At 57.7% G+C, this 22820-nt stretch carries 16 protein-coding genes; 5 read left to right on the forward strand and 11 right to left on the reverse strand.

All coding sequences use genetic code 11. The annotated features are described in order from the left end of the window. Nucleotides 1-105 precede the first annotated feature (105 nt). Entirely contained in the window at nucleotides 106-3663 is a 3558-nt protein-coding gene (locus GSQ81_RS01315; protein ID WP_158908944.1) for a polysaccharide deacetylase family protein, read from the forward strand. A 215-nt stretch (nucleotides 3664-3878) separates the two neighbouring features. Then, nucleotides 3879-4439 (forward strand): hypothetical protein, encoded by a 561-nt coding sequence (locus GSQ81_RS01320; protein ID WP_158908945.1) that lies wholly within the window; start codon nucleotides 3879-3881, stop codon nucleotides 4437-4439. A gap of 183 nt (nucleotides 4440-4622) precedes the next feature. On the opposite strand, the gene GSQ81_RS01325 is transcribed toward GSQ81_RS01320, so the two are convergent. Genes GSQ81_RS01325 through GSQ81_RS01345 form a run of 5 tightly spaced genes read right to left on the reverse strand, consistent with a single transcriptional unit; the run spans nucleotide 4623 to nucleotide 10807 of the window. Further along, nucleotides 4623-5873, reverse strand: coding sequence for an Nramp family divalent metal transporter (locus GSQ81_RS01325; RefSeq protein WP_158908946.1), 1251 nt, complete (start codon nucleotides 5871-5873; stop codon nucleotides 4623-4625). Further along, nucleotides 5870-6862, reverse strand: coding sequence for an aldo/keto reductase (locus GSQ81_RS01330; RefSeq protein WP_158908947.1), 993 nt, complete (start codon nucleotides 6860-6862; stop codon nucleotides 5870-5872). Before GSQ81_RS01330 ends, GSQ81_RS01325 begins: the two co-directional genes overlap by 4 nt. A 31-nt stretch (nucleotides 6863-6893) precedes the next feature. After that, nucleotides 6894-8432, reverse strand: coding sequence for an FAD-dependent oxidoreductase (locus GSQ81_RS01335; RefSeq protein WP_158908948.1), 1539 nt, complete (start codon nucleotides 8430-8432; stop codon nucleotides 6894-6896). After that, on the reverse strand, nucleotides 8429-9493 hold the full coding sequence (locus GSQ81_RS01340) for a glycosyltransferase (protein ID WP_158908949.1): 1065 nt from the start codon (nucleotides 9491-9493) through the stop codon (nucleotides 8429-8431). Before GSQ81_RS01340 ends, GSQ81_RS01335 begins: the two co-directional genes overlap by 4 nt. Before the next feature lie 39 nt (nucleotides 9494-9532). Further along, a complete protein-coding gene (locus tag GSQ81_RS01345; protein WP_158908950.1) occupies nucleotides 9533-10807 on the reverse strand; it encodes a magnesium transporter MgtE N-terminal domain-containing protein in 1275 nt (424 codons plus the stop codon). Between the two features lie 325 nt (nucleotides 10808-11132). Between GSQ81_RS01345 and GSQ81_RS01350 the strand changes: the two genes are divergently transcribed. After that, on the forward strand, nucleotides 11133-11660 hold the full coding sequence (locus GSQ81_RS01350) for an ATP-binding protein (RefSeq protein ID WP_318523852.1): 528 nt from the start codon (nucleotides 11133-11135) through the stop codon (nucleotides 11658-11660). 14 nt (nucleotides 11661-11674) lie between these two features. Then, nucleotides 11675-12022 carry an STAS domain-containing protein gene (locus GSQ81_RS01355; RefSeq protein ID WP_158908951.1) on the forward strand — a complete coding sequence of 116 codons (348 nt, stop codon included), beginning with the start codon at nucleotides 11675-11677 and terminating at the stop codon, nucleotides 12020-12022. A gap of 60 nt (nucleotides 12023-12082) precedes the next feature. Here the strand turns inward: GSQ81_RS01355 and GSQ81_RS01360 are convergent, their stop codons facing one another. The 3 genes from GSQ81_RS01360 to GSQ81_RS01370 all read right to left on the reverse strand — a co-directional run bounded on the left by GSQ81_RS01360 (nucleotide 12083) and on the right by GSQ81_RS01370 (nucleotide 14373). Beyond that, nucleotides 12083-12664, reverse strand: a complete 582-nt coding sequence (locus GSQ81_RS01360) for a LemA family protein (RefSeq protein ID WP_158908952.1) — start codon at nucleotides 12662-12664, stop codon at nucleotides 12083-12085. Nucleotides 12665-12793: 129 nt separating this feature from the next. Next, entirely contained in the window at nucleotides 12794-13582 is a 789-nt protein-coding gene (locus GSQ81_RS01365) for a YgcG family protein (protein ID WP_158908953.1), read from the reverse strand. An 89-nt stretch (nucleotides 13583-13671) separates the two neighbouring features. After that, on the reverse strand, nucleotides 13672-14373 hold the full coding sequence (locus tag GSQ81_RS01370; RefSeq protein ID WP_158908954.1) for a DUF4142 domain-containing protein: 702 nt from the start codon (nucleotides 14371-14373) through the stop codon (nucleotides 13672-13674). Nucleotides 14374-14508: 135 nt separating this feature from the next. Here GSQ81_RS01370 and GSQ81_RS01375 point away from each other — a divergent pair, with 135 nt between their 5' ends. Continuing rightward, the gene (locus GSQ81_RS01375; RefSeq protein ID WP_158908955.1) at nucleotides 14509-16593 is read left to right on the forward strand and encodes a S9 family peptidase; all 2085 of its coding nucleotides are present in this window, start codon (nucleotides 14509-14511) and stop codon (nucleotides 16591-16593) included. Nucleotides 16594-16662: 69 nt separating this feature from the next. Here GSQ81_RS01375 and GSQ81_RS01380 read toward each other — a convergent pair whose 3' ends face one another. The 3 genes from GSQ81_RS01380 to GSQ81_RS01390 form a co-directional block, all read right to left on the reverse strand. Beyond that, nucleotides 16663-18576 carry an ABC transporter ATP-binding protein gene (locus GSQ81_RS01380; protein WP_254059927.1) on the reverse strand — a complete coding sequence of 638 codons (1914 nt, stop codon included), beginning with the start codon at nucleotides 18574-18576 and terminating at the stop codon, nucleotides 16663-16665. Nucleotides 18577-18696: 120 nt separating this feature from the next. Beyond that, complete coding sequence (locus tag GSQ81_RS01385; protein WP_158908957.1) at nucleotides 18697-19086, reverse strand: hypothetical protein; 390 nt, start codon at nucleotides 19084-19086, stop codon at nucleotides 18697-18699. Between the two features lie 100 nt (nucleotides 19087-19186). Next, on the reverse strand, nucleotides 19187-22483 hold the full coding sequence (locus tag GSQ81_RS01390) for an FG-GAP-like repeat-containing protein (RefSeq protein WP_158908958.1): 3297 nt from the start codon (nucleotides 22481-22483) through the stop codon (nucleotides 19187-19189). Nucleotides 22484-22820 lie beyond the last annotated feature (337 nt).

The raw sequence follows: 22820 nt of genomic DNA on the forward strand, positions 1-22820 counted from the left end.
TATGTGCATCATACTTCGGATGATGCCCGGCTTTGCTTCCACATTGACGCCAACCCATTCACTGCATACGATTGGTACAGCCGCTCACGCCGCAACCCCTCCTCAATGAACAAGCAAATCTTCTACGATCCGCAACGTAAACGCTGGAAGAGACTGCGCCGAGTTCTCGACATTCTCGCCCTTCTTGGCATTCTGCTGATCGCCGTGTTTCTGGTGGGCCTGCTGCGCACCAAGCCGTTGCCGGAACTCTCCTTCCAGCCCAAGAAACGCAACTACCGCGCCCTCACCAATCCGCGAAAGCCGGTTCTGACGCCCAGCCAGAAACTTCGCAGCTCCGCGCATCGAAAGACCGACCTCAAGCCCTCCGACGTCACCCTGAATTCGGGCGAAGGCCTTCGCGCGGCCTATTACGTCGAGTGGGACCCCGCCAGCTACTCCTCGCTCAAGCAACACATCAAGCAGGTCGATCTTCTCTTTCCCGAGTGGCTGCACGTCGTTACACCGGAAGGCAACCTGACCTCATTCACCATCGACAACCGCCCCTTTCAGGTTGTCGACAGCAGCGGAGTTCATCCCGTCGACCAGGAGTTCAAGGTCGCTCGCACCATCGCTAAAAACCACGTCGATACCGAGGTCTTCCCCCTCGTCAACAACTACGATCCGGTCAAAGGCATCTTTCTCTCCTCCATCGGAGACTTTCTCGAGAGCGACACCGCCCGCGCAAACTTCCTCAAGCAGCTCGATACCTTTTTCGCAGCCAACCCGAACTATCACGGGCTGTCCCTCGACTTCGAGGAGATTCCTTCCGCCGCCCAGCCCGGCTATAACTCCCTCATCGCCGCAATCTACAGCGACTTCCAGCAGCGCCATCTTCGCCTCTACGTGAACACTCCCGTCGGCGATGACGACTTCAACCTGAAATACATCGCCGACCACTCCGACGGCCTTCTGTTGATGAACTACGACCAGCACCAGACCGACAGCGGCCCCGGCCCCATCGCGCCGCAGGACTGGTTCATCGACAATCTGAAGAACGTCCTCAAGATCGTCCCCAAAGAGAAGATCATCTGCGCCATCGGCAGCTACGGTTACGACTGGTCGATGGCGATGCCTCCACCGGTATCTGGCAAACACGCGAAACCTAAAAAGGCCTTGCCTCCAAAAGTGCTGACCTCGGAGAACCTGTCCACGCAGGAGGCCTGGCAGGAGGCCTACGACTCCGGCTCTGATGTCGAGCTGGACGACAACTCCCTCAATGCCCACTTCGCCTACGACGACGAGGACACACACGTCCGCCACCAGGTCTGGTTTCTCGACGCCGTCACCGTTCTGAACGAGATGCGCGCAGCCCGCGCCCTCGGTCTCGAGACCTTTGCCCTATGGCGGCTTGGCTCCGAGGACAACTCTCTCTGGAAGATCTGGGACAACCCGACGCAAGGGAATCCGCTCAAGGATCTCGCCACCGTTGAACCCGGTTACGACGTGGATACCGAGGGCGACGGCGACATCCTGCGCATCACCCGCAAGCCCCAGGACGGTCAGCGCATCATGACCCTGGACGACGACGCCTCGATCCCGTTGAACTACCGCTCCATCGTCGACGAGACGATGGACTCCCTGCCGCTCTCCTACACGGTGCAGCAGTATGGCTACCATCCCAAGGAAGTCGCGCTCACCTTCGACGACGGCCCCGATCCCGAGTGGACGCCGAAGATCCTCGACATCCTGAAACGCTATAACGTGCATGCCACCTTCCTCATGATCGGAGAGGTCGCCGAAAACAATGTCGGCACGATGCAGCGCGTCTATCGCGAAGGCCACGAGATCGGCAATCACACCTTTACCCATCCCGACATCAGCGACATCTCCAACGCGCAGGTCGATCTCCAACTCAACCTCACCGAGCGGCTCTTCGCCTCCAAGCTCGGCGTCCAGCCTCTCTACTTCCGTCCGCCTTACTCCATCGATCAGGAGCCCGACACCAACGACCAGGCCGCGCCCGTCGACCGCATTCAGCACATGGGCTACGTCATTCTCGGCAACAAGATCGACACCAACGACTGGGATGAGCATCCACGCAAATCTCCGCAGGAGATCGTCGACAGCGTCTTCCAGCAGATCGCGGACATGAACGTCCGCACCTGGACCAAAGGCTCTGTCATCCTGATGCACGACGGCGGCGGTGACCGCTCCGCAACCATCGCCGCTTTGCCCGTTCTCATCCAGGCCCTGCGCGCCCACGGCTACAAGATCGTCAACGTCTCCGACCTCATCGGCAAGACCCGCGCCGAGGTCATGCCGCCGCTTACGCCACACCAGCGCTGGCAAGCCCGCGCCGACTCCGTCACCTTCTTCCTGGTCGGCTTCTTCAACAACTTCATCGTCGGCGTCTTCTTCGTCGGCGACGTCCTGATGAGCGCACGGCTCATCATCATGGGCATCTGCGCCGTCATCGACCGTCTGCGCAAGCGCAAGAACTACGCGACGCCGAGCTATCAGCCCAGAGTCGCAGTCGTCATCCCCGCCTACAACGAGGAGACGGTCATCGTCCGGACCATTCGATCCGTGATGATGTCCACCTATAAAAACCTGCGCATCATCGTTGTCGACGATGGCTCCACCGACAAGACCTACGACGTAGCGCGCGCGGCCTACCCCGCCGATATTGCCTCCGGTCGCCTTATCGTGATGACCAAAGCCAACGCAGGCAAGGCAGAGGCTCTCAACTTCGCGCTTCCGCACATCGAGGAAGAGATCTACGTTGGCATCGACGCCGATACCGTCATCGCCCACGACGCCATTGCACGTCTGGTTCCGAACTTCGCCAACCCCAAGATCGGTGCCGTCGCCGGCAATGCCAAGGTGGGCAACAAGGTCAATCTCTGGACCCGCTGGCAGGCGCTGGAGTACATCACCAGCCAGAACTTCGAGCGCCGTGCCCTCGACCTCTTCGATGTTGTCACCGTCGTCCCCGGTGCCATCGGAGCGTGGCGCACCTCTATCGTCAAGGACGGCGGCGGCTATCACTCCAACACCGTAGCCGAAGACGCCGACCTCACCATGAACATCCTCGAACAGGGCTACTCCTCCATCTACGAGGACGCGGCATTGGCCTTCACCGAAGCGCCAGTGACAGCCAACGGTCTCATGCGCCAGCGCTTCCGCTGGTCCTTCGGCATCCTGCAAGCTATCTGGAAGCACCGCAGCGCCTTCACCAAACACAAGGCCCTGGGCTTCTTTGCGCTCCCAAATACCCTCATCTTCCAAATCCTGCTGCCGCTCGTCTCGCCGCTGATCGACCTGATGTTTGTCGCCGGAGTGGTGGGCTATTACGTCGACAAACACTTCCATCCCATCACTACCTCAACCGCCAACCTCGACAAGTTGATCATCTTCTTCCTCGCCTTCCTGATGATCGATTTCGTTACGTCTGCGCTCGCCTTCGCGCTCGAACGAAAGCACCCAGCGAGCAAAGGCGACGGCTGGCTTCTCTTCCACATCTGGATTCAGCGCTTCACCTACCGACAGGTCTTCTCGGTCGTGCTCTTCAAGACGATCAAGCGCGCCATCGACGGCAAGCCCTTCAACTGGGACAAGCTCGAACGCACCGCCAAGATGTCCAAAGCCACCGACAAGCTGACCGAGGACGACTCCGTCCACTAATGGGGGTCACCACACCAACCGTCAAAAATCATACTCTTAGGCTCGTTGCGCAAACCTGTTGCCAGCCGAGAAGTAAATGCAACAGGCTTTTGCAACGTAGAAACACTGGACTTTTGCTTTGTGAGCGTGGGCTTACTTAAACGTTCCTTTGTGCAACGCATCTTGTTTGAAGGATCGTCGTCCGTGAATACTGAAACAATGTGCTAATAAAAGATATGAAGACTTTGGTCCAGACTTCCACTTCGAGGCGCAAAAGCTCGGCTAGCCTTGAGTGGCTCCGATACATAACCGCCTACCTCATTCTGACCTACGGTACACGGAAGCTGATCGGCGGAGGGCAGTTTGCTCTTGGTGCAACACTCAGTTCTAAGCCAGTAGGATCTTTAAGCGGCTTCGAGCTGACCTGGTTCTACTATGGGTATTCACACGTGTACGGAATCATTCTTGGGCTAACGCAGATTTTTGGAGGAGTGTTGCTGCTGTTCCGCAAAAGCACCTTGCTGGGAGCGGCTGTCCTTATGCCGGTGATGGCCAACATTTTGATGATCAACATCTTCTTTCATATCGCTTTGGGGGCGGAGATCGCGGCCGCCTTTCTCCTCGGCTCGACCATGCTGCTACTCTGGCGAGAGCGCGAAGCAATAATTAGCTTGTTCTGGCGAGATCAGCCCAGCGAGACCGGAATGAAAAAGGGAACGCAGAAAGCTGCTCTCGCGATAGTTGTGCTTTTGGTCTTAGCTCAGGTGTTTGTGTTCGCTAAATATGCGGCACGTTGAGAACTACCTTATAGCTCTGCAATCCGTTAGCGTATGATTTTTGACGTTTGGTGTGGTGACCCTTAGTGGTCCGTCTAAGAACTCAGCAAATCCCTACGAACACGTCCCCTCGACCGGAACGAAGCGCAGTGGAGAGACCCCTGTATTTCACCTTTGCCGTTGCCTGTTCTTTCAGCGATCAAGCTAGGAGTGGAAGCCATTCCAAATCATCACCCCGGACAGCACAATCACGATGACCGTAGTAAGCCACGCCATCGCATTGAACCATCGGCTGTTCGTATACTTGCCCATCAGTTCATGCTTGTTGATCAACCGCAGCATAAAGATCAGCACAATGGGCAGCAGAACGCCATTCAACACCTGAGACAGGATGCTGAATTTGACCAGCGGAAAGTTCGGGATCAGGACGATGCCCGCGCCGCCCGCCAGCAGCAGCGTATAGAACCAGTAGAAGAAGCGGGCTTCGCTGAAGCTCTTATCCAGTCCGCTCTCGAGCCCCAGCCCTTCGCACACCGTATAGGCAGTCGATAGCGGAAGGATCGACGCCGCAAACAGCGACGCGTTGAAGAGTCCAGCGGCAAAGAGGATAAAAGCATACTGGCCAGCCAGCGGCTTCATGGCTCCCGCAGCATCGGCAGGGTCGGCGATATTGCGGATGCCATGAGTAAAAAGTGTCGCCGCGCAGGCCACAACGATGAACCACGCTACAAGGTCGGTGAAGAAGGAGCCAACGATCACATCGAGCCGCGAGGCCTTGTACTGGCGAACCGTAATTCCCTTTTCGACGATGGTGGACTGCAGATAGAACTGCATCCACGGACTGATGGTAGTGCCGATAATCCCGACCGTCATGTAGATGTACAGCTTGTCGTGCCAAACGCCGCGAGCGGGCAACTTCACCGTCTCAACCATCGCGAGATGCCAGTCCGGGCCGCTGAGAACGCCCGCCACAATGTAGGCAATGTAAAAAACGCTGGCGATGAGAAAAACCTTTTCGACGCTCTTGTAATCTCCTTTGACCACAAGTATCCAAACCAGAAAGGCGCACGCTGGAACGCTGGCGTACTTGCTGATATGGAAGAGTTGCATGCTCCCGGCGATGCCCGAGAACTCCGCGATGACGTTGCCGAAGTTGACCACGACCAGCAGGATCATCATCACAAAGGTCATGCGCAGCCCAAACTCTTCGCGAATCAGATCGCTGAGCCCCTTGCCCGTGACCACGCCCATGCGCGCGCACATCTCCTGCACGATGATCAGCGCCAGGGTGATCGGAATCATCGTCCATAGCAGCGTGTAGCCGAACTGCGCGCCTGCCTGCGAGTAGGTGAGGATGCCGCCGGCATCGTTATCGACGTTCGCGGTAATGAATCCCGGGCCAAGCACGGCCAGAAAGAGGATGAGGCTCGTTCTCCATCTGCGCCAAGATGTCATCGCGTCCCGTCCTCAGGGTCGGATAGTAACTGATCTCGTTCGGTCTGTATCAACTCGTAGAGCTTACGTGCCGGTGCCTCAATCGAGGCATCCCCTGCCACGCGAACATTTTCCTGAATGTGCCGCGAATCTTTCGATGAAAAGAGAATGACACTAGCCGGATTCATAACCAGCGCCGCCTTGAGCATCAGGTTGGCCAGTAGCTCTCGCTCGCTTAGGTCTATTCCAATTTGCTCCGACCAGCGGCGACAGATGGCGGTTTTTTTTGTGAGTCGCTCGTGCAGAGAGCGAAAATTTTGCGTGAGCGAACGATGGTGAATGCGGAAAGGGGCGCCAGCGGGAACCGGAGCGTCCAGAACGGACCACTCGTATTGCAGCACGCGGCAATAGGCCGGGCGTGCGTTCAGAAGTTCGCCGATCTTGCCAGCTTCGCTACCGACACCAAAGGTCCCAATGGTTCCACGGAGTATTTCGTCTTCGAGAAGGCGAAGCAAGCCGTCGTCCTGAAGATCGGCAGCCTCGACCTCGTGTAGAAGCCACACATCAATCCGGCTGCAACGTAGAGCGGCCAGGCTTCGATCGAGGGACGCCTTCGCCTGCGCAGCAGTAAAGGACGCCTTCTCTCCCTTACGAGTTGTGGTCCGAGCCACTCCGACAAGCCGCTGCTTGAGTCCCGGCAGCCGTTTCAATAAAGGACGGACAACGCCACGCGCAGTTCCCATCAGGGAGGAATTCTTAGCCGGGGGAATACCATATTTTGTCGCCACGGTAACATCGCCGGGATGCCGTTGCAGAAATTCACCCAGGCAACCTTCTGCTTCGCCGTACCCATACATGGGCGCAACATCGAAGTGCCGTATCCCAGCGTCAAAGGCACTCTCAAGCATGGCCAGCGAATCCCGGCGGCCCATTGCGCCCATCAGCGAAGAGCTCCCGAAACCAAGACGAGTGGTCTGACGGCCGGAACTTCCCAGTGCAATCCTGTCCATTCTCTCTCCTGCCAAAATGCCCTGTCTCAGGCTAACTCAAATGTTGCGAAAGCCTGACGGCCAACGCCAGAAGAGTGTGGGTCGGGTTCGAGAAACCAGACGTAGGAAAGACCGCGCTGCTGCAGACGTAAGCGTTATTGATTCCATGAAGGCGCAGATTCGGATCGACGACACCCTCCGCCGGGGAGACAGCCATACGCATCCCCCCCATGTGGTGATTGCTGTCGTCGCAATAGGCCGCAAAGTTATCGGTCAAAAGATCTTCATGCGGACGGATATGAGCTACGCCAGCCAGGGATTTTGCAGCAATCTGAACGTACTGCCGTATCGTGGCCAGCTCATTCTCCGATATCTGCCAATCTAACCGGGCCCGTAGAAGACCAAGAGCGTCGCGGCTCTCAGCCAGCGTGATACTGCTTCGGGAGGTCGGCTCCTGTTCGCAGTGGACACGCAGAAAGATGCTCGCATCGGGAGGGTTGTAAGCACGTTTGCCAACTTTGTAGCGGACCACCTGCCGGATCAGAAGAGAGGAATGCCGGGCTGCGAAGCCAAGATCTGCTGTCCCGATTTCCCCGGTACGGCCGCGCATAAGATTTTTTGCTGTCGTCTTCAGCTTAGCCAGCGTCTCATCGGTATCACTGACAAAGGCCATGGTTGCCGCAACGTTCAGGGTGCCGGATGCAGCCTGTTCGTCAGATGCGAGGCGCAATTTCGGATGGTATTTAAAACCTCTGCTAAAGATGTTGTCGAACATCTGGTGAAAGCGTTTTGCATGAATCGGCTCTACGGTTGCCGCGTTGCAATCGACGTGGTCCTGAAAGTGTTTTCCTAATAACCCGGATGTATTCCAAGGAAGCCCAGCGGCCCTCGGCTGCAGAAAAAAGCGAGAGCTTTCTATTCCGCCCAGGCAAAAGATGAAACGCGAGGAATGAAAGACCGCTTCTTTCCCTGTAAGGGTGCGGCAGCGGAGCCCGCGCATTGTCTCCCCTTCAAGCAGCGGCTCGACAGCATTTGCATGGAGCCAGAGCGTAATTCCCGGATGCTCCTCGATCGTCGTGCGATGTAGCCTGGCAAAGTTCGGCTCCGGGCACCAGCGCGAAAAATAAGGTTCAAGGTGAGGCAACTTCGGCGGCGCTTCTGCAGCCTCACGCCAGACGGCATCATCCTGGCGCGTAACCTTTGCCAACCCCTCCAGTTCAAGCGCACGCTCATAGAAAGGGGCAAGCTCACTCTTGGGGAAAGGCCATCCACTGCCCTCGATCCATGAACGCCGTTCGAAATCCAACGCATCGAGTTCGAGAATCTGCCCACCCCACTTGGTCGTCGTTCCACCCTTTGCGCGGAAGCGCCCGGTATGAATACCGCGATGCGGATGCCCCGTCACTTCGCTGACATAGGGGTCCTGCGAGCTGTCTTCAATCTCACTGCCGCCGCCTTCGAGCAGAAGAACGCTTTTACCTCTCCGTGCCAGCTCGACGGCAAGCACAATACCTGCGGCGCCTGCACCGACAATGCAAACATCTGCGACGGATGCCGACTCCGGTTGAGACTGCAACAGATCACGAATCATGAATGGGCCCCAGTATCTGTTCTCATCTTCTGGATAATCCTCTCGGCGCGTTCGACAATAAGGCCTACCTGGCGATCATTGTGGTATCCATCGCGTACCGCGCGTGCATGTCCTGCAGCCGCGATACGAGCGCGCGCAGCTTCGTCGGGAAGATAGCGGCGAATCTTTGCAACACACTCTTCCATGCCCGTAAAAAACACTGCTTCCTCGTCTTCGCGAAAGCGCTGCATGTGTCCTTCTGACCGCTCTGCAAGCAGAAAGCCGCCGCAGCCTGCGATCTCGAAGCTCTTGTGGACAAACTCATCCTCATTGGAGTGGGTGATGAAGCTGAGGTTAATTGGTGACTTCCAGATGCCCTCTCTGTACTCGTCGCGGAAGAGCTCTCCATGGCCGCGATAGATCGCAGCGACTGCCTCCGCGCCCAAAGCGGGCTTCCACACAAGACCGCCGGAGACACTCACGGGAAAACCGAACTCTTTCCATAGTCGAGTGAGAAATTCAGCGCGATTGTCATAGGGCGTTCCGATGAAGGAGACCCCGCGATCACGGTCTTTATCGCTCCAGCCCTCGGGCGGCGGAAAGTGAATTGTCGGCTCATAGGCGGTCTGAATCTTGATGACGTCGCGTGCCCCGCGCTGGCGATAGTCGAGGATATTTTTATCCCGCTGCACCACATGCAGGTCGTAGTGCGGAATGTCCTTCATGTAGAGCCGCCAGCCGGGGTCCTGTCGCGGCCCGAAGGGATTGTCGATCATGTAGCTGACCGTGACAATGCCCATCTCTTTCATGCGGTCGAGCGTCGCGGGCTGCATCAAAAGCAGCTTGTCCGTCCATAGCAGGTCAGGCTTTTCAGCCGCAGCTATCCTCAGCAGATCGAGGTTCAGTCGCGTGACCATCGGCCCCGCGGCGAGCCGCAAAAATACCTTGCGCAAAAAAGGATTGTCATATCGGTAGTCGTAGGTATTCACCGGAATGACCTGATGGCCCAGCCGCTCCAGCGCCAACAGGCGATAGAAGGAGGAATCGTTCGGGCTAAGTCCGGCGGCGTAGAGAATCTTCATTGAAAGCTGGGTCTTCCTGATCGTTGGCTTTATTTAATTCTAGTGGTTCGCGCGCAACAGCGCGATCACCTGCTCGGCGTGGACCACTCCCACCAGCCGTTTTTCGCCGTCCAGCACGGGCAACGAACGCAGATTATATTTGTCGAAAAGCTCGGCCACCTTGCGACCATTGGCGTCGATATCGCAGGTGACGACATGGCTATCGGGCAGACCGGCGAGCGGCGCATCCGGAGCAGCCAGCAGTAGCTGAACCAAGGGAATGAGGCTGGCGATCCTCCCCTTTTCATCGAGAAGATAGATGTCGGTGACAATCTCCATATCGCCCTCGAACTCACGCAGCGCCGCGATAGCCTCCGAAAGCCGGGCCGTCACCGGCAACGCGATGTAGTCGGTCGTCATCCGTCCCGCGGCCGAGTCGCCGGAGAATTCAAGAAGCTCCTCGACCTCCTGCCGCTCCTCCGGCTCCATCTCGCCAAGAATCTCTTCGGACCGTTCGTCCGACAATTCGGAGAGCAGGTCGGCGGCGGCTCCAGGGTCCATCTCCTCGACGATGTCGGCAATCTGACCGGAGTCGAGCGACTCGATCAGCGCCTGCTGCATCTTCGGCTTGACCTCTTCCAGCGCCTCGGCTGCGATCTCTTCATTCAAGCTGATAAACAAAGCCTGGCGCTCGGCAGGCGCAAGCTCTTCGAGAATGTCCGCGATATCGGAAGGGTGCATCTGCGAGAGCCGGTTCTGCTCGATCTTGAGCTTGACCCGGCGCGACGGATCGCGATCGATCAGGTCGACAAAATCCCATGGAATGAGGCTAGGGCTGAAGCGCGCCGCGATACGGTCGGCTGTCGCAGTGTGCAGCCCCTTCAAAAGCCGACGGACCGCACCGCGCAGGCCGACTTCAACCTCGGCGATGCGCAGCGACAGCTCGGAGCCATTCTCCGGGCTCGACTCCCATATCAGATCGACGTCATTGACGCGGACAACCTTGCGGCCGTGCACATCGATGATCTGTTGATCGAGCAGGTCGCGCTCCAGCATCAACTGACTCTGGTCCTCTTGCAGCGTCGCAGGCGAAGCTCCGTCGCGAAGTTGCATCTCGTTGCGAGGTGTCAGCCTCAGATCGGTAATCAGCACCAGCGACGACTGATCGCCCCGCTTTGCCCCCGCCCGCTTCAGTACAAGGCCATGCACTTGCGAGGTCGCAATCTCAGGAGCAACGACGAACTCGCGCACGCGACCGTACACGGCCCCCTGGCCATCCACCACGCTCGCGCCCATCAGGGCAGAGACGCTCGTTCGTTGATTCTGTTTCGTCATAGGCAATCGTAACTGCTGTAATACCAGACTTTACATCCAACCGCCGCAGGCAGTCGCCTGTAATCTCCATCGCTGACTCGTCCCGCCTGCCAGCATTTGTGCGTCTGTTCTGAAATATGCATCCAATAAAATTGCGTGATGAGCCGGATATGTTCCGCAGTATCCGTATACTCCTCTTATCCGCATAGTAGCTCACCTGAAGGCCTGCGCCGCCGAAAGCAGTGGAGGCAGTTCAGTAGAAATCACGGGGCCGCACACTTGGGGTCTCAGCAGGGTCTGCACTAAGGGGAGGAAGATTTTGGAAAAGCTTGAGAACTCGGCGTCCTTGACATTCGACGAAACGACAAGCACACTGCCATCATCGCTCTCGTCCGCAGCAGACGACTGCTTTCATGGTTCCACAGGGATAGCATTGGCCGATTCCACCACAAGCCGCGTCAGCTTCACACTTGACTCGTCTCTGGACAGCGTCAACAAGATCGAGTTGACCGCCGAGCAGAGCGCGCAGCGCGCCGGCTTCGACGAGGACACCGCGACCCATGTGGCCATGGCCGTCCGCGAAGCCGCCGTCAACGCCGTTCTGCACGGCAATGCCTACGATCCCAAAAAGCACATCACCGCCTCGTTTGAAACCACCTCGGACGCGCTCGTTATTCGCGTCGCCGACCAGGGCCCCGGTCTCAATCCGGACACCATTCCCGACCCGCTGGCGCCGGAAAATATCCTTCGCGGTTCAGGCCGTGGCATCTTCCTTATCAAGGCCTTCATGGATGAGGTACACTTTCGCCAGTTACATCCCGGCACGGAACTGACACTAATTAAACATCGCAGACCCGCTCAACCGGGGAACTAAGGAGACGATTACTCATGAGCATGAAAGTACAGACTCGCCAGGTCGACGGCATAACAATTTTGGATCTCAGCGGCCGGATTACACTCGGCGAAGGCAGCGTTACCATACGCGACGCGGTTCGCGATGTGCTGGCCAAAGGCTCAAACAAGATTCTACTCAACCTCGGCGAAGTCAACTACATCGACAGCTCGGGAATCGGCGAGCTGGTCAGCGCCTTTACCACGGTGAAGAACGCAGGCGGCGAGCTGAAGCTGCTCAATCTCACCAAGAAGGTCCACGACCTCTTGCAGATCACCAAGCTCTACACCGTCTTCGACGTCAAGGACGACGAAGCCTCCGCCATCTCTTCCTTCACCAAATAACATCGTTCCGCACAAAAGGGCCGTCGCCAAAGCGACGGCCCTTTTCATTGCCCAAACACTCTACTTCGAGAAGTCAACCTTAGGCGCAGCGCTGTTCTCCGGATTGCCCTTGAAGTATTCGTCCCTGTAGTGGAAGCCCGCAAAGTTCGCCCAGATGCTGTTGGGAAACTGGCGGACGTAGACGTTGTACTCTTCGAGCGTCCGGTTGTATCGGCTGCGTTCGACGGCAATCCTGTTCTCGGTTCCGGCCAGTTCGTCGGTCAGCCGCGTGAACTGCTCGTTGCCCTTCAGGTTCGGATACTGCTCCTGCAAGCGGAAGAACGGGCCCAGTGCCACATCGAGCTTCGAGTTAGCCGCGATACTGCTCGCGCGGTCCGGAGCGCTCGTGATCGCCGCACGCGCATTTGCGATGTTGGTCAGCACAGTGGACTCTTCGGCCACATAGCCCTTCACCGACGCAACCAGGTTCGGAATCAGGTCGAGGCGGCGCTGCTGCACCACGTTCACCTGCGAATAGGCCTGGTTGATGGCCTCATTTTTCTGCACCAAAGTATTCTTCGTGCTCACATAGCTGCCAAATCCAAACAGCAGTATGAGAACAATAACTCCCAAAATTCCAAGTCCAACCCATAAAGATTTCATTCGCTCTTCGATCTCCTTTGTCTGGTTTCGATCTTCTCGGCAGGTATCTCCGGCTGTACTGTATCACTCCCGGATATCTCTGCCCTTCTCACTCCATTGACGCCGAGCTAATCTCTACATCGGGCACCCTCAAAAATCTCCACTCGCACCTCCGCCGCCGGAGCTGCCGCCGCCAAAGCCGCCGAAGCCACCTCCGCCTCCGCCACCATCGCCATCCCTGCCGCCGCCTCTGCCGCCGCCCCCGCCCATCAGGCTCCCCAGCAGGAAAAAGATCAGCCCAACATTTCCCGTCCGGACAAGAATGAACAGCACAAACAGAATGCCCAGCCCACCAAGCACCACCTGCCACAGGCTCAGATGCACGGGCACAGGCTGCGGCTGCTGACTGTACTGCCGCCGCATCGGCTGCGTCAGCGTCACATTGGCATCGGTCGCTATGATCTGCGCAAGCTGCCCAACACCTAAAGCTACTGCGCGGTTGTAGTCTCCCTGCCGCGCATACGGAGACATCGCCCGGCCTATATCGCCCACCTTGGCGTCGTTGAGGATGCCCTCCAGCCCATAGCCGACCTCGATCCGCCCGCGCCGTGGCTGCATGACCAGCAGCATCAGAACGCCGCGGTCAGTTCCCTTCGCACCCACCTTCCACTTTTCTTCAAGCGCCGTGGCGAACTCTTCAATCGACTGGTCGCCGTCGATCGTCTTAATCGTAACCACCGCGATCTGTGCATGGGCCTGGCGATCTACCTGCGTGCACAGCGCATCCACGCTCTGCACCGTGCCCGGAGCCAGCACGCCGGCAAAATCGTTGACATAGCCGGTAGGCGCAGGTAACGACGCCACGGTCTCCGCCGTCAAAAAACCGACTGGCGAAAGAACCAGAACAACGATTGCCAGCCATCGCGAAATGCGCTTCATTGAAGGTTTATTCTACGCCTTGCCGGACCGCACCACGGGGCAAAAGAAAAGGGCGCTCCCGGCGCCCTTTTCATCACGCATCTACAGCATCACTGCGTGGGCGGCGCAGGTTGTTCCGCGCTGTCCTCGTGATGCCGATGCGGAACCTCGACACCCTTGCTCGTCGCCAGTTTGTCCACCATCACCATGTGCTCATGAATCGTCTTGGCGCCTTTGACCACCGCATCCCTCAGCGCCGAGTCCTGCGTTCCTTCCGCTTCCACGCGGAACTCCCTGAGGTCATGGTGGTGGCCCTTCACCATCATCGTCAGGTACTCCGTATCGAAGGCATCGCCCGACAGTCCATTGAGCTTGTCCAGCTCCGCCTGGTCCTCTTTGTCGATATGCTTGGGCAGCATTACGCCAATAGAGTCGGCCACGCCCCCCAGATCCTTGTTCAGCGCCGTATGATCTTCGACCATCTGCCGTCCAAGAGCCTTGACGTCATCGCTACCGCCCTTCTGCGCAGCCAACTGGCCAAACTGCACCTGTGCCAGCCCACCTTCAACCGCCTTGCGTACAAACATCTTGTCCTTGGTTGCCTGAGCAGTCTGCCCACTGCTGCCAACCGAGTCCTGCATCGACGGCCTTGACGTCTGCTGTTGCCCTGGCCCGGGCTCAGTCTGACTCGATGGAGCCGACTGCGCCGCCATCTCCGGCAGAGTCCCCGGCTCTGCCTGTCCAAATAACACAGCCGGACATAAAGTCGTTGCCGTACACAGCAGGATGATACGCACTGGTTTAAAGTTCATGGCTTGAGCCCTCCGGCGGACATCTGTTAGTCGTTCTCGTGCCGCCTGTTCTTCTGGTTTGGTGTACTCGTTCCGGTTTGGGTTGCCTCTCTCAAAATGGTCTAACGCGGTATCCTGTCGGCTGGAGTTTATTGAATGACCGAAAGCATCATCACGCCGCCGACTGCCCGCCAGGAACCAACGCCTACAACGCTGCACGGCCATACGCTCGAAGACAATTACCGCTGGATGCGCGACAAAGACTCACCAGAAGTAATCACTCACCTTCAAGCGGAGAACCAATATACGCTCTCCGTCATGGCGCCTACTACGGAGTTGCAGACGCGGTTATACGCCGAGATGCTCTCCCACATTAAGGAGACCGACGAGTCCGTTCCCTACCGTCATCGCGGCTGGTTCTACTACACGCGCACCGTCGAAGGCAGCCAGTACCCCATCCACTGCCGCAAGCTCGCCACGTCGCCGACCTTCGACCCCACGCAGCCCGAAGAGATCCTGCTCGACGTCAACCAGCTCGCCGAAGGCCAGCCCTTCATGTCGCTCGGCGGCATGAGCGTCAGCCCCGACGGCACGAAGCTCGCCTACTCCACCGACAACACCGGCTTCCGCCAGTACACCCTGCACATCCGCGACCTCAAAATCGGCAACGACCTCTCCGACACCGCCGAGCGCGTCGGCTCGCTCGTCTGGGCCGCCGACTCGCACACGCTCTTCTACACCACCGAGGACGAGGTCACTAAGCGCCAAGATAAGCTCTACCGTCACCGCCTTGGAGACGTAACCGAAGACGACGCCCTCGTCTATGAAGAGAAGGACGAGCGCTTCAACCTCGGCGTCGGCAAGACCCGCGACGGCAAATACCTGCTCATGGAATCCGGCAGCCACACCACCAACGAGTGCAGCTACCTCCCCGCCGACACTCCCGGCGGCGTCTTCCTCGTCATCGCTCCCCGCGTCGATGAGCAGGAGTACTACGTCGACCACCGCAACGGCCTCTTCTACATCCGCACCAACGACACCGGCAAAAACTTCCGCGTCGTCACCATCCCCGTCGACGGCGGAGGCCGCGAATCATGGGCCGAGCTGATCCCCGAAGACAAGAATGCACCGCTTGAAGATTTCGATGTATTCGACTCATTCTGCGTAAGTTCAAGCAGAGAGCTTGGCCTCACCACCATAGAGGTCATCCGCTTCACCCCAGACAACAAACTAGGCACCGCAGAAAAGATCAGCTTCCCCGAGCCCGCCTACACCGCTCAGTCTCACATCAACCGCGAGTTCGTCACCAACGCCTTCCGCTACAGCTACCAGTCGCTGGTCTCCCCCGCCTCCGTCTACGACTACGACCTCGCCTCCGGCACCTCCACCCTGCTCAAACAGCAGGAGGTTCCCGGCGGCTTCGACTCCACCCGCTACGCCTCCGAGCGCGTCTGGATTACGGCAGAGGACGGCGTCAAGGTTCCCATCTCCCTCGTCTACCGCCGCGACGCCTTCCAACGCGACGGCACCAGCCCCCTCTATATCTACGGCTACGGCTCCTACGGCTATCCCTTGCCCATCGGCTTCAGCCCCTCGCGCCTCTCGCTCCTCGATCGCGGAGTCGTCATGGCCTACGCCCACATCCGCGGCGGCGGCGAGATGGGCGACCAGTGGCACGACGCCGGAAAGATGATGGCCAAGCGCAACACCTTCACCGACTTCATCGCCGTAACCGAGCAACTCGTCGCTCAGGGCTACGGGGCCAAAGACCGCGTCGCCATCGAGGGCGGCAGCGCAGGCGGCCTGCTCATGGGAGCCGTCGTCAACCAGCGCCCCGACCTCTTCCACGTCGTCCTCTCGCACGTTCCCTTCGTCGACGTGATGAACACCATGCTCGACGCCAGCCTGCCCCTCACTGTCGCCGAATACGAGGAATGGGGAAACCCCAATGAATCAGAGGCCTTTGCCTACATGAGCAGCTACTCTCCATACGACAATCTGAAGGCTGCGGACTACCCGGCGATGCTCGTCAAAACCAGCCTGAACGACTCGCAGGTCATGTACTGGGAGCCGGCAAAGTATGTGGCCAAATTACGAACGTTGAAGACCAACGACGCGCCGTTGCTGCTGCATATCAACATGGATGCGGGACATGGGGGAGCGTCGGGGCGGTACGACTACCTCAAGGAGATTGCCTTCGACTATGCGTTTCTGCTCACGCAGCTTGGGGTGGAAAAATAGCGTTCGGGCGTCAAGTAACCATTCAAGCGATTTTTACCGGTTACACAGCACTTCGTGTAACCGGATAACCTAGACTTTACTGGTTACAGGATCATCCACAGTATCGCCCTCACCCGGCGCGAGGAATAGGTTGGTCTCAAGCCCGTGCTGGCGGGTGTAGAGGTCGTAGTAGCGGCCACCCATCTGATAAAGCTCCTCATGAGTGCCGCGTTCAACGATCAGCCCCTGCTCGACGACCAAAATTTGGTCGGCACGGCGAATCGTCGAAAGCCGGTGAGCGATCACGAAGGTCGTCCGGCCCTGCATCAGGAAGTTGAGGCCGTTCTGAATCATCGCCTCCGACTCCGAGTCGAGCGAACTAGTCGCCTCATCGAGAATCAGGATGCGAGGATCGGCAAGGATGGCGCGAGCAATCGAAAGCCGCTGGCGCTGGCCGCCAGACAGCTTCACGCCGCGTTCGCCGACGATGGTGTCGTACTGCTCTGGAAACCGCTCGGCAAACTCATCGACACGAGCGATGCGGCACGCTTCCATCAACTGCTTCTCGGTCGCATTGGGGCGGCTGAAAAGAATGTTCTCGCGAATGGTGCCGTCGAAGAGAAACGTCTCCTGCAGCACAACGCCAAGCTGTTCACGATAGCTGCTGAGGCGAATGGTGGAGAGGTCGATGCCATCGACCAGGATCTCGCCGGTCGTCACATTATGGAAGCCGCAGATCAGTGAGATGATCGTCGACTTGCCTGAGCCTGACGATCCGACCAAGGCAGTAACGGTTCCCGGCCTGGACTCGAAGCTGATGCCGTGCAAGACCGGCTTGCCCTCCTCGTAGGCAAAGGTGACATTACGAAAAGCGATGTCGCCTTTGATGACAGGCAGGCTGTGCGTCCGCGAAGGCTCGGAGTCTTCCTGGCTTTCGCCGAGGATCTCGTTGGTGCGGTCGAGTCCTGCAACAGCCTCCGTAAGCTGTGTCCCAATCGAGACGAGCTGGACGATAGGCGCAATCATGAATGCGAGAAACATGACGTAGGTCACGTATCCGCCGGTCGTCAGGTGTCCAGCAACCACCTGATGAGCGCCAAGATACATCACCAGCGCGCCAACGACGCCAAGCACGGCAGTCGAAGCAAGCGACATAAGCGATTGCGCCGTGAGCGAGGAGATGACGTTTTGCAGCAGCCGGTTTGCTCCTGCGGCAAAGACGCTGGCCTCGCTGTCTTCGGCGTGATAGCCCTTGACGACGCGAACGCCGCCCAGCGATTCGGTGAGGCGTCCGGTGACCTCGGAGTTGATCTTGGCGCGCTCACGGAAGATGGGTCGGATGACTTTGAACGCACGTTGCAGGATGAGCCCGAAAACCAGCAGGATGACGAAGGTGACCAGCGTCATCTGGACGCTGAGGAAGATAAGGAAGCAGAACGCAAAGATCGCGGTGAGCACGCCGCCGACGAAATCGACTACGCCAGTGCCGATGAGATTACGCACACCTTCCACGTCGCTCATGATGCGGGCAACCAGTGTTCCCGTCCGGTTTTCGTCGTAGAAGGCGACGGGGAGCCGCCCGATATGCGCCTGCACCTTCATGCGCAGTTCTGCAATCAACCGCTGCCCTTCTTTCGACAGAAGCTGCGTGAGCGCATAGGAAGTAATGCCCTGAAGGATGGTGGCGAGGACAACGATGCTGACGATCAGGGGCAGAAGGCTGAGGTGGTGACTCTCGACGAAGCGGGCAAGGAAGGGCGATCTGATGGGATGCTTGCCCATCACGTTGTCAATGAGGTACTTCGTCGAAGCAGGCAGGATAAGGCCGCTGGAGCGATTGATGACCATCAACAGGAAGCTGCCGCCGAGCAGAATGCGGCGTGGCTTGATGAGCTGCCAGACCTCGGGCATCACTTTTTTGAGCGATGGCTTGGGTCGTGCAGCGCTAAGGTCAGCCGCGACAGCGCGGCCCGTACCTCGGGATGGCCGGTCAACGGCCTTCATACCGCCGCCGTATTTGGATGGACCGAAAGAAGCCATAAAGAAATGAGCAGAGACCTGGACCAAAAACAGGCGCAGACCTTGCCGGAACTAGCTAAAGTCTACGCCTGTTAGATGGGAAGCCTACGCCCCGGGATTCAAGCTTCTTTGACGCCGCGCCGCAATAAAGGACCGCACGCAGAACAACACATAAAGCAAGCTGAGAAGCGAGGTCGCCGACTTTTCGATCACCGCAGCGGGATAAGGAAAGGAGACGCCACGGCTGAGACGGATGACGTCGATATCGGACTTGATAAGGCTGAGGAACAGAAGCAGGGCTACCGTAACCGAGACGTGCATCCACAACATGCGCTTTTTTGCGTCGTCGCTGCTGGCGAGTGAGCCAAAGAGGATGAAGAGGATTCCGGCGCCCGCAGGGATAAGTGCGGTCGGATATGTGCTGCCGGTATAGACGAACCCGGTGACGCCAACGATGATAAGCAGAATGCCGAATACGATAGTCAACTTTGCCATAAGAGGTGCGTGCTCCTTAATGCACTTGAAAGATCAGAATACCTGAGACGTTTGGAGAGAGCGGCCGCAAGCGCGAATACCGCCTCCCCTCTGGGTTGAGTCACGGTTGAGCAACGATTGGCTGCGATGTCGTAGGCACGTAGTTGAACTGGTAGAGCTGGGTGCGCTTGCCCGACTCAAAGCGGTCGTTCCAGTCCAGGTGATATTTCAGCGAGCTGGGATTCTCCGGGTAATGCTCATTCGCCGGATACGGATAAGACGTCATCTGATGGAACGGCATCTGCGCCACGGTAAACGGCAACGCCTCATAGAAGTCCATATCCTTGACGAAGCCGTTTGCATAGAAGAAGTAGTCGCGCTTCCAATGCGCAGGCAGCGGAGGCAGCGGAGCAGCACTGAACTCAGCATCAATCTCTTCGCCGCTGCCGAAGATGACGTACTGGTTGTCCACCTTGTTGAGCAGCGGAGTTACACTGCCATACTTCGTGTAGCTTCCGCGCTGCCACTGGAAAGGACCGGTCGCGCTGATGTGGTCGTAGCGATAGGTCAGATCGCCGGGAGTCTTGCCCTCGACCTGCTGCGGATAGCCTCGGAATTCAAGATGCGCTGTCGACAAAGGCAGCTCCATCTGTCTCGCACTTCTCGCTTCATCGGGGTCATTATCGACCTGTATCTGATCCCAATAAATCTGTAGGTTGGTGGTGATGCGAATGCGGCGTGCGCCTGCCGGAAGCTTTCCAGTGAGGTCTACGACGATGGTTCTGGGAAGTCCTGCCGGAAAGCCCATATCCTCTACGATGCGCTTCCAGCTTCCATCCGGCATCTGCGCCTCGACGAACGGCGAGATGGGCTTCAAGCCCGCTTGCCACGCGGCATACATCGAGCTGGCACTGAAATATTCGATGTAGCCGCTCATGAAGAGGCGAAGTGGATTCTGCGGCGTCCACGCGCCCACGTCGAGCGTGAGCGTATGCATGTTCGCGTAGCCCGCGTAGCTCAGGTTCGTGAAGCCACGAACGTAGTTGTGGTCGCGCTTCGCGAGTAGAGGCAGAACATCGTAGCCTTGGTCGTCCCATGCTGCAACAGGTAAGCGCGTCGCTGGCGACGCTACGACTGTCTTACCAGAGGCGAAGGGACGCTCGTCGAGGAAGCGCTCATCGGGATAGACATCCGTTCCTTCAGGATGGTCGATAGCGACGAGGCGCAGTTGATCGATGAAGTTGATCTCTTCCATCGGTTCGCCAAAGCGAAGACTGAAGAGGCCGTCACGTTTTTTGAGCTGTGCGCCATCGACCTTGATCCATTCGTCAGCATCGGCGGTATTGGTCGAAGTGGGAGAGACCCAATGGCCGATGACTCCAGCGCCGATGACGTCGGAGACGAACTGGTACTTGCTGCCGTCCCACGCGAAGAGCACCGGGCAAGAGCTTCCGCGCCGGTCAAGTTCGGTAAGCGTCACAGCTTTGCTGGCCGTAACGTCCAGCTCATCCTGTGGAACGCCAGTGGGCCACAACAGGCGGACAACATCAGCCTGGCTCGCTTGTCCGAGACCGGCGATGATCTCGGTCGCACCCTGGCTTAGATAGCCAGCGGCGCCGGCGACTTCAAATTTTTGCGATCTTCCATTGGAGAAGATTTCGACCTTGGTTCCAATTGCCGTCTTGTTATCGGCAAGGCCTGCAAGCGTCAGCCGCAAGGAGTGATTGCGGTTTCCACCTACGTTGCGCAGCACAATTGGCGGCGCATCGAGTTGTGTAACGATTAGATCGGCCGCGCCATCGCCGTCGATATCAGCAGCAATGACGGAGCGTGGATTGTGCAGCTTGAGATGATCCGCACCGACCGCGTGGCTTACATCTTCAAAGCCCTGCGAGCCGCGATTGCGCCAGACCCGCAGTTCGGCCCCCCTGGCCGTCTCTACGATTGCAGCCAGGTCGATCCATCCATCATTGTCGATATCGATCGGAGTGAGTCCCCATGCCCCTTTGGCGTCTGCAAGAGGCAACGGCACACGTTCAAAGCTTTTGCCGTCCACGTTGCGCCACAGGCTGACACCGGGAGCGCCTGCATGAGTGAGCGCTACATCCATCCATCCATCTTTGTTGAAGTCGAAGACGGAGACGCCGCGTGTAGGAGCAATGCCGCTGTCTTTATAAAGTGGCACTACCTTGAAAGGGCCTTCGCGTTTATTTTCAAAGATCGTTGGCGAACTGCCATCGCCGGTGATAATCAGGTCAATCGCACGATCATTGTTCAGGTCGGAAATCGTAACGCCCGTGGTATGTCTTTCCCCCGTTAGTCCTACAGGTGCAGTCCACTCGGTAAACGTGGAGTTCCCATTATTGCGCCAAAGGACATTTGGCCCTGAGCCCGAACTGAGGGGAGAACCTGTAATTAAAAGGTCTACATCTCCATCATGATCGAAATCGACAAACGTCAAACCTGCCGGGTGATTCAGTTGCTGGATACCTACTGCCTTTGTGGTATCTGCGAACTTGCCGTTCCCTAAATTGTGGAAGAGGATGATTCGATCGCTCAGTGCTACGGCCAGATCGGGATGCCCGTCGTTGTCGTAATCGCCTACAGCACAGGCTATTGCGTGGCCGTTGGCAATAAGTCCCGTTACCTGCGCTGGAATCTCTTCCAGTGCACCATTCAGATTTTTGTAGACACGAATGGCAGAGTCTCCGTCGCCCATGACGACCAGATCTTTTTGATTTGTGCCTTCGACATCAAGGATGCAGGCACCGCCGCCCTGCTGATTGCCTGATGCGGGGGCGGAAGATGAAGTGCTGGCTCTGGCAGCCTCGACGAAGCTCACGGGAATCATGGGACCGACAGGCTGTTCGGCAACCCGCATGTTCTGTACCGTGGCGTAATCGCCCTGCTCGCTATAGGTAACTGCGAGCGGTGTGCCGACTTTGGTTTGCGTGATGACCTGAAAGCGCTTTAGATGTTCTCGCGCTTCGGCAATCTTCCCTGAACGCTGTAGCGCGCTGGCCAATCCAAACTGGGCCGAGGCGTGCAGGGGATTCAGACGGAGAGCTTCTTCAAACTCCTGGATGGCATGATCGTAATCTTTCAAACTGCGATAGAGCGAGCCTAAGTAGTAGTGGCTATCTGCTTCAGCGGGATTAAGTTTGATCGCCTGCTTGAAATCCTCCACGGCAAGTTCAGACTTGCTCTCCGCCAGATGCGTGAGTCCAAGGCTGTACCAGACGCGCACGTTCCTGGGGTCGACGACGGTTGCCTGCTTCAATACTGCTTCTGCCTCGGGCAGCTTCCTTAGGTAGAGCAAGGCAATGCCCTGATTGAGCATCGGAATCGCTGAGGCTGGATCGGTTTTGTGCGCCTCATCAAACTTTTGCAGCGCTTTTTCAGTGAATTGCTGCCCCATCAAGGCGACACCTACATTGTTTAGTTGTGCCGCAGCAACCAAATTGTTCGGCTGATCTTCAGCCCATCCACACTGCGATGTAAAGGCACACAGGCCAAATAACACAAGGCCCGCGATACACGTACGCCTGGAAAGAACACGTAGAGTGTGGCGCCCGGATGGAATAATTTTGTTGAACATGGTCACCGCACATTGTAGAACACCGGGCCGGCCCTGATGCAGGAATCAACGGCCGAGCTGGAAGACCGGGCATACCGTATCGCAGAGTAACTTTGCCAGCCGTTGCGGCTCTCCCCGAAGAGCGTAAACTGGACTCAAACAAACGTCCCAACAAGGA

Origin of the sequence: Granulicella sp. L56 (assembly GCF_009765835.1) — a bacterium.
Classification (GTDB): domain Bacteria; phylum Acidobacteriota; class Terriglobia; order Terriglobales; family Acidobacteriaceae; genus Edaphobacter.